This is a genomic window from Streptomyces sp. R11, from assembly GCF_041051905.1.
Classification (GTDB): domain Bacteria; phylum Actinomycetota; class Actinomycetes; order Streptomycetales; family Streptomycetaceae; genus Streptomyces.
Map to the genome: position 1 here is coordinate 5,093,710 of NZ_CP163432.1, position 14,962 is coordinate 5,108,671.

The 14,962-nt window shown below is 64.1% G+C and carries 11 protein-coding genes and 1 pseudogene; 9 read left to right on the forward strand and 3 right to left on the reverse strand.

Going from position 1 to position 14,962, the window contains the following annotated elements:
* The first annotated feature begins 3 nt into the window (after positions 1-3).
* Positions 4-930, forward strand: a complete 927-nt coding sequence (locus AB5J55_RS23600) for a phosphorothioated DNA-binding restriction endonuclease (RefSeq protein WP_369272577.1) — start codon at positions 4-6, stop codon at positions 928-930.
* Between the two features lie 216 nt (positions 931-1,146).
* Here the strand turns inward: AB5J55_RS23600 and AB5J55_RS23605 are convergent, their stop codons facing one another.
* Entirely contained in the window at positions 1,147-3,030 is a 1,884-nt protein-coding gene (locus AB5J55_RS23605; protein WP_369272578.1) for a DNA/RNA helicase domain-containing protein, read from the reverse strand.
* A gap of 88 nt (positions 3,031-3,118) precedes the next feature.
* On the opposite strand from AB5J55_RS23605, the gene AB5J55_RS23610 reads away from it, so the two are divergent.
* From AB5J55_RS23610 to AB5J55_RS23635, 6 genes are all read left to right on the forward strand, one after another.
* Positions 3,119-3,475, forward strand: coding sequence for a nucleotide pyrophosphohydrolase (locus AB5J55_RS23610; RefSeq protein WP_369272579.1), 357 nt, complete (start codon positions 3,119-3,121; stop codon positions 3,473-3,475).
* 8 nt (positions 3,476-3,483) lie between these two features.
* Entirely contained in the window at positions 3,484-4,476 is a 993-nt protein-coding gene (locus AB5J55_RS23615; RefSeq protein WP_369272580.1) for a hypothetical protein, read from the forward strand.
* Positions 4,477-4,680: 204 nt separating this feature from the next.
* Positions 4,681-5,100: an endonuclease domain-containing protein gene (locus AB5J55_RS23620; RefSeq protein WP_369276269.1), complete on the forward strand. Its 420-nt coding sequence runs from the start codon at positions 4,681-4,683 to the stop codon at positions 5,098-5,100.
* A gap of 145 nt (positions 5,101-5,245) precedes the next feature.
* On the forward strand, positions 5,246-6,724 hold the full coding sequence (locus AB5J55_RS23625) for an AAA family ATPase (RefSeq protein ID WP_369272581.1): 1,479 nt from the start codon (positions 5,246-5,248) through the stop codon (positions 6,722-6,724).
* Positions 6,724-7,623, forward strand: a complete 900-nt coding sequence (locus AB5J55_RS23630; protein WP_369272582.1) for an HNH endonuclease signature motif containing protein — start codon at positions 6,724-6,726, stop codon at positions 7,621-7,623. Before AB5J55_RS23625 ends, AB5J55_RS23630 begins: the two co-directional genes overlap by 1 nt.
* 331 nt (positions 7,624-7,954) lie before the next feature.
* Positions 7,955-9,145 (forward strand): DUF262 domain-containing protein, encoded by a 1,191-nt coding sequence (locus AB5J55_RS23635; RefSeq protein ID WP_369272583.1) that lies wholly within the window; start codon positions 7,955-7,957, stop codon positions 9,143-9,145.
* Between the two features lie 720 nt (positions 9,146-9,865).
* Here the strand turns inward: AB5J55_RS23635 and AB5J55_RS23640 are convergent.
* Positions 9,866-10,730: pseudogene (locus AB5J55_RS23640) on the reverse strand (site-specific integrase); the annotation flags it as partial.
* Between the two features lie 642 nt (positions 10,731-11,372).
* On the opposite strand from AB5J55_RS23640, the gene AB5J55_RS23645 reads away from it, so the two are divergent.
* Positions 11,373-11,993, forward strand: a complete 621-nt coding sequence (locus tag AB5J55_RS23645; RefSeq protein WP_369272584.1) for a 4'-phosphopantetheinyl transferase superfamily protein — start codon at positions 11,373-11,375, stop codon at positions 11,991-11,993.
* A 203-nt stretch (positions 11,994-12,196) separates the two neighbouring features.
* Here the strand turns inward: AB5J55_RS23645 and AB5J55_RS23650 are convergent, their stop codons facing one another.
* A complete protein-coding gene (locus tag AB5J55_RS23650) occupies positions 12,197-13,480 on the reverse strand; it encodes a helix-turn-helix domain-containing protein (protein WP_369272585.1) in 1,284 nt (427 codons plus the stop codon).
* Between the two features lie 149 nt (positions 13,481-13,629).
* Here AB5J55_RS23650 and AB5J55_RS23655 point away from each other — a divergent pair, with 149 nt between their 5' ends.
* Positions 13,630-14,886: an MFS transporter gene (locus tag AB5J55_RS23655; protein ID WP_369272586.1), complete on the forward strand. Its 1,257-nt coding sequence runs from the start codon at positions 13,630-13,632 to the stop codon at positions 14,884-14,886.
* The last annotated feature ends 76 nt before the right edge of the window (positions 14,887-14,962 follow it).

Here is a 14,962-nt window from a genome sequence, read left to right on the forward strand (position 1 = left end):
GTGATGACGCAGGACGAACTATTGGCCGCCCTTGCAGGGCTGCGTCAGGCACGGATCGGAACGGTCCGTGCCCCGCACAAGCCTTTGCTGGTTCTCTGGCTACTGGGACGATTCGCCACGATGGGTAGCACCGCGGTCACTTATGACGAAACTGAAGGTCCAGTCAGCCGCCTGATCAACGACTTCGGTCCGCCGATGAGCAATCCGTCGCAGGCTAAGCAGCGGGCCGCGATGCCCTTCGTCCACTTGGAGCGCACCCTGTGGGATTTGCGCGACAGCGAAGGCCGGCCGATACGGGCTAGTGATCCCGACCGGGGTGCATGGCTGCGAACCCACGGCGCCCACGGCAACCTGCGCCCCGAGGTGGAGAGACTGCTCACCGACCCCCGCACCGTGGCGGCAGCTGCCAGGCTCCTGCTACAGCAGCACTTCACCCCCGCGCTTGAGGCCTCCATTTACGACGCCGTCGGCCTCGACGTGACCGGTTGGCATGGGCAGGCGGTTTCCATTCCGGCGCAGAGGCAAACGCGAGCACGGCGAGGAGGATTCGTCGAGGAAGTCCTGCACGCCTACGCCTACGCCTGTGCCTTTTGCGGGTTTGACGGCGCCATCGGCCGTCACCCGGTGGGATTGGAAGCTGCCCACGTGCGCTGGCACAGCCAGGACGGCCCGGACGAGGTCAACAACGCCCTGGCACTGTGTTCGCTGCACCACACGCTCTTCGATCTCGGCGTGCTAGGCCTGAGGCCGGACCTGAGGATCCAGGTCTCCCGTTGGTACGTAGCCCGAAGCACGGCCGGGAAGGCTGTCGACGCTCTGCACGGGCAACATGCTGCGACGCCTCGACCTGGCCACGCGGCCATCGATGCACAGTACGTCCACTGGCACCAGGCGCAGGTCTTCAAGCGCCCCGCAGCGCACGCTGCATAACGTCGAGCGGGAAGGTGCCTCCGATTCACGTACACCAACTCGGCTTGGCCTTTGCCGTAGTACGTACGTCATAGCGGTGAAAGGAGAGCGCCTTGGGGTGCTAGCTGAGCACTTCTTCGTGTGGGCGTCGAGCAGTGTGAGCGAGAGACGGCGAGCGCAACTTGCCAGGCATTTGCCACGTTCTAAGGACGCTTTCGGTGGCCGTAAGGTCTTCGCCTACGCGTCGAGTGGGGAGGCCAGTGCTTGGAGGAAGTTCTGCGTGATCGTGTCGGTCGAATAGAGGCGTGTTCCTCTAGTGCCTCGGCTGGCCAGTACGCGGTACGTGTTCAGTGCGTATGGCAAATACCGATCCGGCGGGAGGCCTCGTAGCTGGGAGTCATGGCTTTCCTCTGGGCGGGCGATCCATCGATCGCCTCGCCGAACGAGGTCTCCGCCCATGATCACGCCGTTGTAGGCATATTCCATCCCCTGGGCTGTGTAGATGCAACCGACCTGGTCGTGGCCGCCGGTGTCGGTGGCCCAGAAGGGGCGGGCCGGCACGTCAGGGTGGTCGAAGTTGGACTCGTCGGCGCGGGAGTTCCATGGACGGGTCCAGGTGCGCGGCCCCTGCGGTCCTTGCCAGGTGATCGCTACTTCCGGCAGCAGCGGTGGAGAGTCCGGGGAATCCCATGGCCAGCAGAAGCCGGCGGTCACGCGTGCGGTCTGGCCGCGGCGGGTGTGGTCGGTAACCCAGTCGGAAAGTTCTTGGGGGTCTGTCGCGACTGCTAGGTCGTAGTCGCTGCCTTCCCATGCTGGTGTTGTGCCGTCGGGCTGGAAGAGGCGGTCGATCCACTGCTGGTAGGCGCGTGAGCCGTTGCAGCGGAACTGGCTGACTAGGTCGATGTGGGCGAACGCCGATCCGGTGTGCTGGGCGTGCTGTTCGAGTTGTTTGAGGGTGAGGCCTTCTGTGGGGCGCACGATCTGTCGTTCGTCGAGGAACAGCACTGTCACGGCGGCATCGTCGATGAGCTTCCCCAGGATCACAGGGAAGGCGCCGTGCTGGTGGTCTGGGTAGGTGCGGGCGCGGTGGGCCTCGTCCAGGAGGACCACGCTGTCTTGGGTGATTCCGGCCGGGGCCTTGTTGAGGAATGTAGTAATCAGGCCTCGGTAGTCGTTACCGACGGTCCGGCGCAGTTGCCGAGTGAGTGTTCCAGAGGGGGACAAGAGGCGGGGGTTGCTGCCTGGTTGTTTGCACAGGTCACCCAGAAGCCGGCAGGCGATGACGGTCTTTCCGGTACCCGGTCCACCAGTCACGACGATGATGCTCTTGCGTCCGCGGGAGCGTGCGTCGTCGACGGCGTGCAGGACCTCCTGCCGCGCGAGATCCTGGTCTCCGATCAAGGCGAAGGCGTCGCGGCCCTCGATGACTTCTCCGGCTCGTTCCAGGAGCGCGGTCGAGGGGCGGTGCTCGATCTGGAGGAAGCGTTCGACCTTGTCCCAGGTGACGGGGCTCAGATCGGCGCAGCCTAGCCGCTGGGCCAAGTCGCCAGGGGACGGTACGGAGGCGAGGTCGTCGCGTCCGAGCACCGGATAGGCGCCAGCTGGGCCCCGCGCGGCCTGTGCCCGAAGGCCGCCGACTAGGTCGGCGGGGGCATCGTGGAGCACCACGATGCCGCGGACGTCCAGCGGGAAATCGTCGCGGCTGACCCACTGCTGCAGGTAGTGCACGTAGCCGCCGACCTGGCGGGCTGGGTGCTGGACGATGCGGTCTGCGGTGCGGACCATCCCGGGCCGAAGGGCGCTGAGTTGGGCGTGTGTCCACTGCTTCAGCTCGATCGCGACCGCGCAGAGGCGCCCGCCGGCCTCCTTGCCGACGACTATTGCGTCGACTCGCTCCCCGGTGGCAGGCAGCGAGTACTCGAGCAGCAGGTGCACGGCCTCCAGCCCGGCCGAGCGAAGAATTCGGACGAGCGCCGGCCAGCTGCGCCGCCAACTGCGGCTCTCCTGCGGGCTGGGCGCTACGCCGAACACCTGCGTGAAGCGCCGTTCGGCCGCGGCGATGAACCTCTCGTCGTCCACCTGCCGAGCGGCTTCGCCCACCGTGCCCGCGTAGAGATACATGCGTGATCTATATCAATCCCAACTGACAACTGGTGTATGGGCCTTGGTCAGGCAGGCGGTGTCAGTGGCGTCTGGTACAGCTGTTGCTATGACGTTGACCGCCCTGCAGCATGCGCTGACCCAGTTCGCCGTCGAACGCGAGTGGGAGCAGTTCCACACCCCGAAGAACCTGGCGATGGCACTAGCCGGCGAGAGCGGGGAACTGCTGGAGATCTTCCAGTGGCTGACGCCGGACCAGTCCGCCCAGGTGATGCGGGATGGCGATCGCGCCGTGCAAGTCCGCGAGGAGATGGCGGATGTCCTGGCCTACCTGTTGAGGCTGGCGGACGTCCTGGATGTGGACCTGGAACAGGCGTTGGCTGAGAAGATCGAGAAGAACCGTCTGAAGTACCCGGTGCACCTGGCACGGGGCAAGGCCGACAAGTACACGCAGTTGGGGGGATGATCCACGTCATGCGGATCGTGATGCAGCCGGCACGCCGGTCGGAGAAGGACGTCGATCAGCACTACCAGGACACGATCGTTAAGCCCGTGGTCTTCGACGACCACGCGGACGTCCTTGACGCAGCGACGATCGCCCAGCTCAAGCAGCTCTTTCCCGACGGCCAGGCCCAGATGTGGGGCGTCGTGCCGGGCAAGAAGAACGTCAACGTGTCCCGGATCAAGAAGATGCGGCCCGGTGACTGGGTGTTCTTCAGCGGCGACAAGCGCGTCTACTTCGGCGGCACCATCGCCCTGATGTGGCGCAACAAGGAACTGGCCACCCGGCTTTGGGGCACCGACCCGGCCGGCAGCACCTGGGAGTACATGTACGCCCTCTCCGGCACTCGCGGCTTCGATATCCCCATCGAGGAGATCCGCACCCTGCTCGGCTGGAACCCCAACCGCAACATCATGGGCATCTCCGTGCTCAGCGAGGAAGAAAGCGACACCCTTCAGACCCTGCTGACCCTCGATCCCGCGACAGCGGCTCTCGAACCGGCCGACACGGCCCAAGAAGAGGCCGCTGTGGCGGCCTTCGACGGGGAACTGGAGCGCACCGCCCAGCGTGCCCAGCGAGGTGAGCAGGCCGCGCTGAAGAAGCGCCTGCTGAAGGGCTCGACGGGCCAGTGCGCCCTGTGCGGACGCACCCTGCCCGGCACCTTTCTGATCGCCGCGCACATCAAGAAGCGCGCCATGTGCAGCGACGACGAAAAGCGGGACCTAGCCAACATCGCCATGCTCGCCTGCACCTTCGGATGCGACGCCGTGTACGAACACGGCTACGTCACCGTCGCCAACGGAGGCAGCATCCAGGTCAGCCCACTCGCCGCAGGGATCCCAGAAGTCGCCACCTACATCCAGGAAAAGCTGGTCGGCCGTCCTGTCAGTTGGTGGACGCCCAGCCGCGAGTCGTACTACCTATGGCATCGCACCCACACCTTCAAGGATCAACCCCCTCTGTAGCCGAGTTACTCAACGGTCGAGTAAATACACGAAGGTGGACACTGCCGTCGCCCTCGGCAGGTTAAAGAACCTTACTTACTGTCCACGTTCCTGCATGCGGTGAGAATTATTTTCCCTGATGACGATGAATACTTCGTGTGTGTGCTGTGCGGAGACGATGAAGAGCCGAATCCGCGCGCTCGGCGGCACAACAAAGAGCTGTGCGTGCGCTGCAATCGGCTACAAAGACAGGTTTGGCGCTATGGCCTGTCAATCGCCAAGATGAACGCGATTCTGCGCGTACAAGGGTGGGCCTGTGCGTTGTGCAGGGAAGAGCCCAACTGTGATTCAGAGCATCTGAGCTCCGCCATGCCGACTTTCTGGCAGATAGATCACGACCACGGCTGCTGCAACACGCCATACTCATGCGGAAAGTGCGTGCGAGGAATTCTGTGCCGCGAGTGCAACGCCCTACGATTGCCGGCTTACGAACGCCTCCCGGAGACCCTCCAGGACAGCGCACGATTCAACGACTACCTCAATAACCCTCCAGCCCAAAGCCCAGAAGCGGAGATCAGAGACGCTGACAAAAGATCCAAGCCTAGCCCCTTCAGCTCCATCATGGACGCCTTCTTTGGTATGTAGCTGGCAATGGGAAGCGCCATGCCGCTCTCGTGAGACCTGCGGGATTATAACGGCTTGACCATGCCTCGAGCTACGCGTCTGAAATCTAGAAGAAGTTACACCAGATACTTGTCGTGGTCGAGGCAGCTACCACTATCATGATCGGATGCTCTTCACTACGTCACTGTCGCCTGCCGCAGCGAAGCTGAACCATGCGGTACTTGTGCGCGATAACTGGGATGACTACGGTTTCAAAACTACCTTTGACCTTTATTGTCACAACGGAGTCCGTAGCATTCACGTAGGGGCTGTCAAGATCGCCCGTCGCGGCATGCCCTCCGGACGTGTCGAGCTGCCGGAGACCTTTACATATCTGGCAGAGGAGTTTTTTTCTCTAGGGGTGGACGAAAGCTACTACGCGACACTTCGCGACGAGTTCGACGAAGAGAAACGGCTCACGATTTACCATGCCCTTCGGGATGCAGCACTAGACACAGTACTGTTCAATGACGTTCTTGCGGAATCAGCGATGAGACAATCGCTGCTGCGGGGTACTGATGACGAGACTGTGCGAAATCAGTACCATCGCATCGCTAATGGCGGCCCTACGAGATCCAAATTTCACGTTCGCTACCGTCAAGAAATCGCCGCTGAAAATTGCCCCGACCTGACGTTGGATCTAAAAGTAAACCCCGAAAGGAAGCCGCCTAGTAATATTCAAGCGCTTATCGGAAGTAACGGGGTTGGCAAGACACGCCTACTTCACAAGATCGCGGATGTCACGCTTGCCAGAAGAACCCCATTTAGAGGCGGGTCCATCGAAGACAGAGCCGAGCATCGAGTACATCCGTTCAATAACGTTGTCTACGTTTCCTTCAGCGCTTTCGATACGCATAAGCCTCATAGGGCTCGACACCAGTACGTGGCCTATCAGTACGTTGGCTTGAAAACTGAGGAGGGGCAAAAGAGTCAATCGGAATTGACTGCCGAGTTTGCAGAATGTGTCGAGAGTTGCATGAGCACAAACCGAGCAATGGCTGAACGCTGGAGGGGGGTTCTGGAGCGCCTAGAAGAGACAGATTCCGCCTTTTGTGACCTGGAGATCTCTCAGCTCGGTGAGCCAAGAGATGAAGTCCCAGACGCCGCATCGCTGTTCTCGTCATTTAGTTCTGGTCACGCGATCGTGCTGCTAACTCTTGCCCAGCTTGTGCTAAATACAACAGAGCGCACACTTGTGCTCATCGATGAGCCTGAAGCTCACCTTCACCCGCCATTGCTTTCCACGTTTGTCCGCGTGCTCTCGGAGCTCCTAGCAGATCGCAACGGACTGGCGATCGTCGCCACGCATTCTCCAGTGGTATTGCAGGAGACCCCGCGAGAGGCGGTGTGGGCCCTACGTAGGGCTGGCGATGACGTGCGTGCTGATCACCCAGAGGTTGAGACATTCGGCGAGAATGTCGGCGTTATTACCAGAGAGATTTTTGGTTTGGAAGTCCGGCGTACCGGCTTCAACCAAATGATTCAGAAACTCGCCGATAAAGGGATGACATTCGACCAAATTCTGAACGAGTTCGGTGAAAATTTGGGAACAGAAGGGAGGGCGCTTGCTCGGTCTGCAACGCGTCGCAGGGAGGGCAGGGTCTAATGCTGCGTGTCGTCCCGCCGACCTTTTGCACTCAGGAAGCCTACCGCTTGTGCCTCAGCGCTACCATTAGCCAGCAGAAGCTGATGCTGCTGTCGAACTACGAGACCGAAGTCCTGTCCGCTGCGGAATCATTTGAACAAGCATGCCGCGCAGCCACGCTACATAAATTGGATCCTGCAAAATTCGGCCCACAGAAAGGCCATGAAGACGACGCCGATGATTTGGTCGGGATGTACACACGTCGGATGAGTCCTGACTATCCGGGCCGCCCAGTTTACGATGCGGTTCGCAACCGTCGGCTTAAGTGCCCACTTTGTGGAGTGGGGTCTGTTCGGCAAGTCGACCATCATCTACCAAAGTCAAAGTTCCCGTACCTCGCGGTGGTGCCGACAAACCTGGTGCCAGTTTGCTCAGACTGCAATCATCTTAAAGGTGAAAAGTTTCCCAAGACTCACAGAGAACAAACGCTGCATCCATATTTTGACGACATTGACGATCAGCGATGGCTGCGCGCCCATCTCGTCACGTTCTCTAGCACCGGACGGGAATTTTCGCCGCTACCCAATGAAATACCCTCGGACTGGCATGTCAAATTCCTCGTAAGCCCTCCTGCTGCATGGAACATGCAACTCACGGAGAGAGTTCGATATCATTTTGAAGCGTTCAACTTGGCCCAGCTCTACGAGGACCAGGCCGCGGACGACTTGACGGGAATCGAACTCTCCTTGGAAGAGGCCTATAAGGCCGGTGGTCCTTCAGACGTACGGGAGCTGCTAGAGTCCATGGCCCGCTCACGAAGAAGGTGTCACAACAACACGTGGATGGTAGCCCTGTATGAGGGACTCGCCTTGAATAGTTGGTATTGCGATGGCGGGTTCCGCCAGATTGCGGCGGGATAACTCGTGCGCGCGTTGCGGGCCGGCGAGTGTGAGGCGAAGCCCACTGAGATGACCGGGCTTTGTGGAGGTGCTGTTATCGCTCGACCCACTAGCGGAGCTGGCGGCTCTCTTCGAGAGAGTCGCCATAAGGTCACCGCCCACCTAATAGGCCGCGGATGCCTTGCCTATCACTGCACCGCGCCGCGTCCGTATCCGCGCAACAGGACCGTGAAACGAGCCGCGGCGGACCATTATCCGTGATCGGGGCTCTAACTCCCTCACACTCGCCACGTGATCTGAGACAAGTCTTGCTTTGCTGCCCTAGTGTAACAATCTCACCATGGAGGCACTCATGACCGACCAAAGCCCTGAAGGCATGTTGCCTGTCGATGGCACGTCAGGCGAGAGCGAAGAAGATGTAATCAATCGTCTAACTGCCGCTCGTGCCAGCATCTCGGCGACCGACTGGACGATTGAGACCATCATTACCCAGATGAGGAAGGGTAGAATCGATCTTAATCCAAAATTTCAGCGCCGCGCAGCTTGGACTAATCCTACGAAGAGCAAATTCGTAGAGTCGGCCATTTTGGCGTACCCCATCCCGCAGATCGTTCTTGCTGAGAAGCCGGCACGACCGGGCCATTATCTAGTCATTGATGGAAAGCAGCGCCTGCTTGCCCTTCGACAGTTCTACGCCGGGATCGGCTCTGAAGTGGACGATGGGTTTGAATCCTTCAAGATCACCGGAACATCAATCCTTGAAAGCGTACGTGGATGGGACATTAATAGGCTGGAAAGAGAAAGGCCGGACCTGTTTGACGCTTTCGAAAATCACACCATCCGCACGGTGTCCATCAAAGGATGGGAGTCTGAAGATTTTCTCTATACGCTATTCCTCCGCCTCAACACCGGCAGCGTCCCCCTGTCACCGCAAGAGCTCCGCCAGGCGCTGGTGCCGGGCGACTTTGTTAACTTTGTCGATGAGCAGTCCGGGACGAGTCCTGGGCTGCAGCATCTTCTTGGCAACAACGGCCCTGACCGCCGCATGATTGACGCCGAAATGATGGTTCGATACCTGGGCTTTCGGACCGCCGCCACACCCTACAAAGGTAATCTGAAAGATTTCCTCGACAAGACTTGCAGCCATTACAATAAGACCTGGAAGTCCTCTTCGCGTGAAATCATTTCCAAACTGTCAGAGATGGAGCGTGCGATTGATGCTGCGCGGCAGATCTTCTCTGACGAGGGTGCGTGCCACAAATGGTCTGGCGCACGCTGGGAGCGAAGTCTGAACAGGGCAGTATTCGACGTGCAAATCTATGCACTCGCCGACGAAAGGGTACGCGACATTGCTTTGGGTAGAGCACCTGATGTCCTGGCTGCCTTCAAGAGGATCTGTGTCGAGGACGATAAGTTCGTTGCTGCAATAACAAGTACAACGAAGAGCCTAGAAGCGACTAGGAATCGATTCGACATTTGGAATCATGAACTAAGTGCGATTTTGGGCATTCCGCTGCACCGTCCCGCCTGCCTCGCAGAGTGAGGGGGCAAGCTGGGCTGCAACCGGGGTGACCTAGCTACCGAACCCCTCGCGCCGGCCGGGCACCATCTATGGGCAGACGACGTTTGTTTGACTGCTTACATGCTCGTGACCTGTGGAGAGCCAGTCAATCGACGTCGAAGAGAACAGACCCATCAAGGTCGGTCCTGTTTCAGACGGCGCGCCGACGGTAGGCAAGTACGTGGCAGAGCACTCGGTGGGCTGGTCTGTCGACTGGTGGTCGCCGGAGCGCAACGAGTACTACTCCTAGCATTGCTCACACAGCCTCCAGGCTGGGGCTCTGACTCCTGAGCAGGTAGTGGGGGCCGTACGCAGGAACGACCGGGCTTGAGAACGAGGATGGTCGGCGGGAACGCCGACGGGCGGTTCCTGACCGGGTGGCGCAGGTGCTAACCCAGTCTCAGTTGCAGTCTCATTTGCCCCGCGGTCCGGGGGCGTCCGTCGCCGTCCACAGAGGTCCGGAACCCCCTGTGACCAGGTCTCACCTTCCTTTCATGGACGCCTGCGGACGTCCCTGAAGCAAGATAGGACAGCTCGTAATGCGTAGGTCTCGGGTTCGAATCCCGAAGGCGGCTCCATCAAACCCCAGGTCAGATAGTCGATGACCTGGGGTTTTCTGTTGCTCGGGGCATGGTGGGGCGCGCGGCCGGGGTGCCGTGGGGTGGCTTGCGTGAGCGGTGCGTGAGCGGTGCGCCGCCGGACCTACTTCTCGGGCTTCCGGGGCTTGGCCTTCTTCTTGGCTTTGGCCTGGGCGTCCGCCTTGTCCGTCGGCTTGTCGTTGCCCTTGCCGTTCTTCTTGGCCCTGGCCTTCTTGGCGGCCTTCGCTGCCTTACGGGCCGCCTTCTCTGCCTCGGCCTTGCGCTGAAGTGGGACCAACTTGGCGGTGGCCTCGCGGCGTTCTTGCCGACCTGGGGCAGGACGCTCTGGTAGATGTCCCGCGTGATGCGGGTGTCGCTGTGCCCGAGGGTGTCCGACACGATCTTGATGTCGATGTCGGCGGCCAGCTTGAGAATGGCAGCACCGTGGCGCAGGTGTGCAGCCGGATCGGCGGGAGGCCGGAGGCGGCGACGAGCCGCTCGAAGAGGTCGGTGACCTTGCCGGGGTGCAGCCAGGAGCCGTCCTCCTGGGTGAAGACGTGCCCGGTGTCCACCCAGGCCGATCCCCACTCATTGCGGTCCGCGTCCTGTCGTTCGCGGTGTCGCTTCAGGACATTGACGGTGTCGTCGTCGAGCGCGACGACGCGGTATCCGCTGTCGGTCTTGGGGTCGGATGCCTCGACCTCCCAGCCGTCCTGCACGAGCTGCGAGGAGACGGTGAGGGAGTGGGTGTCGAGGTTTGTCTCCGACCACGGCTGCCCGCACGCCTCACCACGGCGCAGGCCACGGAAGGCGATCAGGTGCCACATCGCGTACAGCCGGTCCTCGGCGACGAAGTCGAGGAAGGCGCCGGTCTGTTGGGGCGTCCAGACCATCACGGGCGACGGCTTCTCGCCCGGCTGCTCCCACTTGGCGACCCGCTCGTCCGTCCACACCAGCGCCTTCGGCTTGCGTACGGGATCGATCTCGACGAGTGCCGGGGGTGCGGACGACGCCGGAGACGCCGGAGACGCCGGAGGGGGACCTTGCGAAGGCGTTGGGGACGCCGGGCCCTTGCGTGGTCGCACTTCCGGCGGCGCTGCGGATGTTCGCGGCGACGCACACAGGGCAACTGGAGGGTAGCGATCCCGCCTGATGGCGGGTGTACAGACCCCGTGTGGCTGTGATCATCTAGTGGCGCAGCTACGCGCATATACCGGCCCACGGCACGGGCGGCCACCGACCATGACGACCATGAGTGCGGGTGCCTTGCTGCTTGCGGAGATGTATCGGGCCGTCAGCTGCCGTGGCGCGGGGCGGACGGGACAGGACCAGTCCATGTCCGACACCGGTGTATCTGACCAAACGGGGAATGCTCAGTGGGGAATTACGACGCACGGGACGGCGGCTGTCGCTGTTCGTGCCCGCTCGGCGGAACGACTTGTCACACCTTTGGGGAAACAGCGACGAGGACAGCACGGACGGTGCTGTCCGGCACGCAGGGTTTTCCCGCCGTCACGGGAGACGAACTGCACGTTTTCCGTGTCGCCGGCGTGTCCGGGACCGGCACCGACCAAGGGAGGCGGCTGGACGGGGGACCGCCACTGCGCCAAGTGCTGGGGCGGATCCTCGGCATGAGCGGGTCCGAAGTGCCGCTCGAGCGGGATCCGCTGGGGCGGCTTCGGCTGCGCGGCGGTCCGTTCGGTCTCGCCGTGTGCGGTGACGCCGGACGGCTCACTCTGGCGCTCGTCCGTGGGTGCTCGGTCGCGCTGAGCCTGCACGAGGTTCCGCGCTCGGCACAGTTCGGGCCGGCGATGCCCTTCACTGAAGGGGAGCGGCGGTGGGCCCACGCGGCCGCGGAGGGCAGGAGAGCGGAACGCCTGGCCCGGCTGTGGACCCGTAAGGAGGCCGCCCTCAGGCTCTTGGGCAGCCCGCTGTCCGTGGCGGGGGAGCTCGACGCCCTCGCCTCCGACGGTCCGGGAGGCGCACTGGTGCGCCGACCGGAGCGGGCGGCGTGGAGTGCGCCCGTGGGCTCGCCGGAGGAGGCGCACGTGCGGAACCTGGAGGCCGAGCCCGGGCTGGCCGCGGCCGCTGCCACGTCGGCGCCGGTCGCACGGGTGCGCACGTGGCACGTCGACGTGGCCGCCTGCGCCGAGGACGACGACCTGGTGGGGGAGCCGAGACCGGGCAGGAGCGCCGGGGACGACCGGTCTGCACCGGGGGGAGCCGCCCCGCTGTTGTCGACCGTCTGGTAGGAGGCCGGGAGCGGGGCCGGATCGGGTGGAACGATGAACGCGGCCGGATCCGGTGAAACGGCGGTGAACGGCGGCTGAGCGGGTGAGGGGAGGAACCGGCGGCGGCTTCATCACCGTGCCGGAACGCGCCCAACTCGGCCATGTCGGTGATCCCGGATTTCCCCGAGTCCGCGGCCGGTCCTGCCTGCTGGTGCCCTCGTCGGCTAGGGCATGACCAGCCCGTGCGGATCGGCCGCGGGTTCGTCCGCGCCGTCGGCGTGGAGCTCGCGCCAGGTCTCCATCGCGAGCCGGTAGGAGCCGAGTTGCTCGTAGCGGTCGGCCGCCCACCGGTAGTCGGCCTCCGCCTCGGCGGGCCTGTCGGCGGCGCGATGGGCACGGGCCCGGACGATGCCGATCCAGGCCTGCTCCAGCAGGGGCAGGCCCGGGGTGTCGGGCCCGATGTCCGAGGCGAGTCGGTCGGCCTCCACGGCCTCGCCCCGGCGCAGGGCGGCGAGGCACTCCAGCGCGGACTGCAGCATGCGGGCGCTCGGGGAGCCGAGCAGTTCCGTCAGGGCCCGCGACTGCTCGATCAGCGTCCGTGCGCTGTCCTGCTCACCGGCCGCCAGGGCCGCAAGCGCGCGGGCTCGTACCAGCCGGGCCCGGTCCGCCATGTCGGTGCCGGGTCCGGCCAGGGCGTCCGCTCGGTTCAGCAGGTCGAGTGCCTCCGACGGTCGGCCGGCCAGCCGACGCAACCCGCCGGCGGCCCAGAGGGTCGACGCGCCCACATGCGGCGGCACGGGTTCGCCCGTTCCCGCCAGGAGTTCCTCGCACAGGGCGTCGGCACGCTGCCAGTCGCCGCTCTCGGCATACGCCGACACTGCGACGACGAGGGCTTCCGTGTGATCGGTCGGCGCGACACCGAGTTCCCCGGTGATCCGCACGGCCTGTTCGGCGTGGTTCACGCTCTCGGAGAGCCTGCCCATCCGGCGCAGGGCCCGGGCGGTCTCGACCAGGACACGGGCCTGGATCATGGGTGCGTGCTCGGTCATGGGGGCCGCCAGCAGATCCCGCAGCACGTCGAGCCGCGCCTCCTGCTCGCCGAGATGCCCGAGCGTGACAGCGAGCTCCCAGCGGGCCTCCCACAACACCTCTTCGGACCCGGTCGCCGCGTCGGGGGAGGTCAACTCACGGATCAGGGTGGCGAGATCGTCGCGGGCGCGCTCCCAGTCACCGGCGAGCTGTCCGGTCCGGGCTGAGACGAGGCGGCCGATCAGCTCCATACGGGAGGGGTGCTGGTCGGCGGGCGGTCTGCCGAGGTCCTCCAGCCGGAGCCCGAGCCGCTCGGCGATCGCCTTGGCCGCCTTGACACTCGGGGTCCTGCGTCCGCTCTCGACCAGTGAGATATAGCTGGCGGAGACCGTCTCGCTGGTGAGCTCCGACTGGGGCAGGCCCCGAGCACGGCGGATCTCGCGAATCCGCCTACCGAAATCTGGCTGATGGATGATCAACGTATCGCTCGCAGCGTGTCACGCGCACTAAATGGACATTGACCTGCAGTCTACATCGCCTGTAAAGGCCAAGGATCAGGATCGCGTTCGGTCGATGGGCGATCAGGCCGGATCTCATCGGTGCTCGAGTCACAGTAGAGTCAAGTTTCATGACTAGAGCTTTGCCTGCTGTGTCGCGCCCGTGGGGTATGCGCGCGCTCCTGGGTGCGGTGCTCATCAGCTCGGTCGGCGAGGCCATGGTGATCGTCGCCGTGCCCTGGTTCGTCCTGGAGACGACGGGCAGTGCGGCGCGCACCGGTGTGCTGCTCGTGGTCGGGGCGGTCTCCTCCGGGCTGGCCGGCGTGCTGGCGGGGCCGCTGGTGGACCGCTGGGGCTTCAAGCGCATGGCCGTCACCGCCTACGTCTTCGGGGGCGCCGCGGCCGCCTGTATCCCCTTGCTGCACCACCTGGGGCGGCTCGACTTCGCCACGCTGATCGGGCTGTCGGCGGCGGCGTCAGTGCTCGACGTACCCGGTGTCGCGGCGGTGACGGGCCTCGTCCCCGGGCTCGTCGAGGCCGCGGGTATGCCGCTGGAGCGCGGCAACGCGCTGCTCGGCGGCGTCCACCAGGCCGCCCAACTGGCCGGGCTACCGCTCGGTGGCCTGGCCACCGCGACGCTCGGCACCGATGCCGTCCTCGCCCTGGATGCACTCGGCTGCCTTCTGGCGGCTCTCGTCATCCTGACCGGCGTCCCGTCGCCCGTGGTGGCCCCGCTGGCCCCGGCTGTCGCGGCCCCGGCGAGCCTGGGCTCACCCCGTGCCGTCCGTGCGTATCTGGACGAAATCCGGGTTGGACTGCGCCTTCTGTGGCGGGAGCGGCTGGTGCGGGCGCTGGCCTGCTCGGGGGCCGCGTTCAACGCGCTGGACAGCGGGCTGGCGGGGGTGCTTCTGGCGGTCTACGCGCACCGGGAGCTCGGCAGCGCCGCAGGGCTCGGGGTGATGCTCACAGCCTTCGGTGTCGGGGTCCTGGCGGGCACCGGCGCCTACGCGGTCGTGGGGCACCGCCTCGGGCGGCGGCGTGCCTACCTGGCATCCGGGGCCGGTGTGGGGCTGCTGGTCGCCGGGCTCGCCGTGGTGTCCCCGTCGCTTCCGGTGGCAGCGGTCCTGCTGTGCCTGCTGGGGGTAGTGGCCGCCCCCGTCGGCCCGGTGCGGACGAGTGCCTTCCAGCGCGGGCTGCGCCCCGAGACGTACGGGCGGGTCGTCTCCGCCGTCGACACGGTCGGGATGGCCGCCGTACCGCTGGGCGCGGCGGCTACCGCCGTGGCCGTGGAGGCGCTGGGGGTGCGGCCCGCACTCGCCGCCCTGGCCGCCGCCTACCTGCTGGTCGTGACCGCCTGTTGGAGATCCTCGGCACTGCGGGCACTGTGACCTGCGCACTGACCGGCACGCCCGACCACCGCCCTTCGGCCTGAAGCATTTCATGACTGAACTAATGACTCGAATT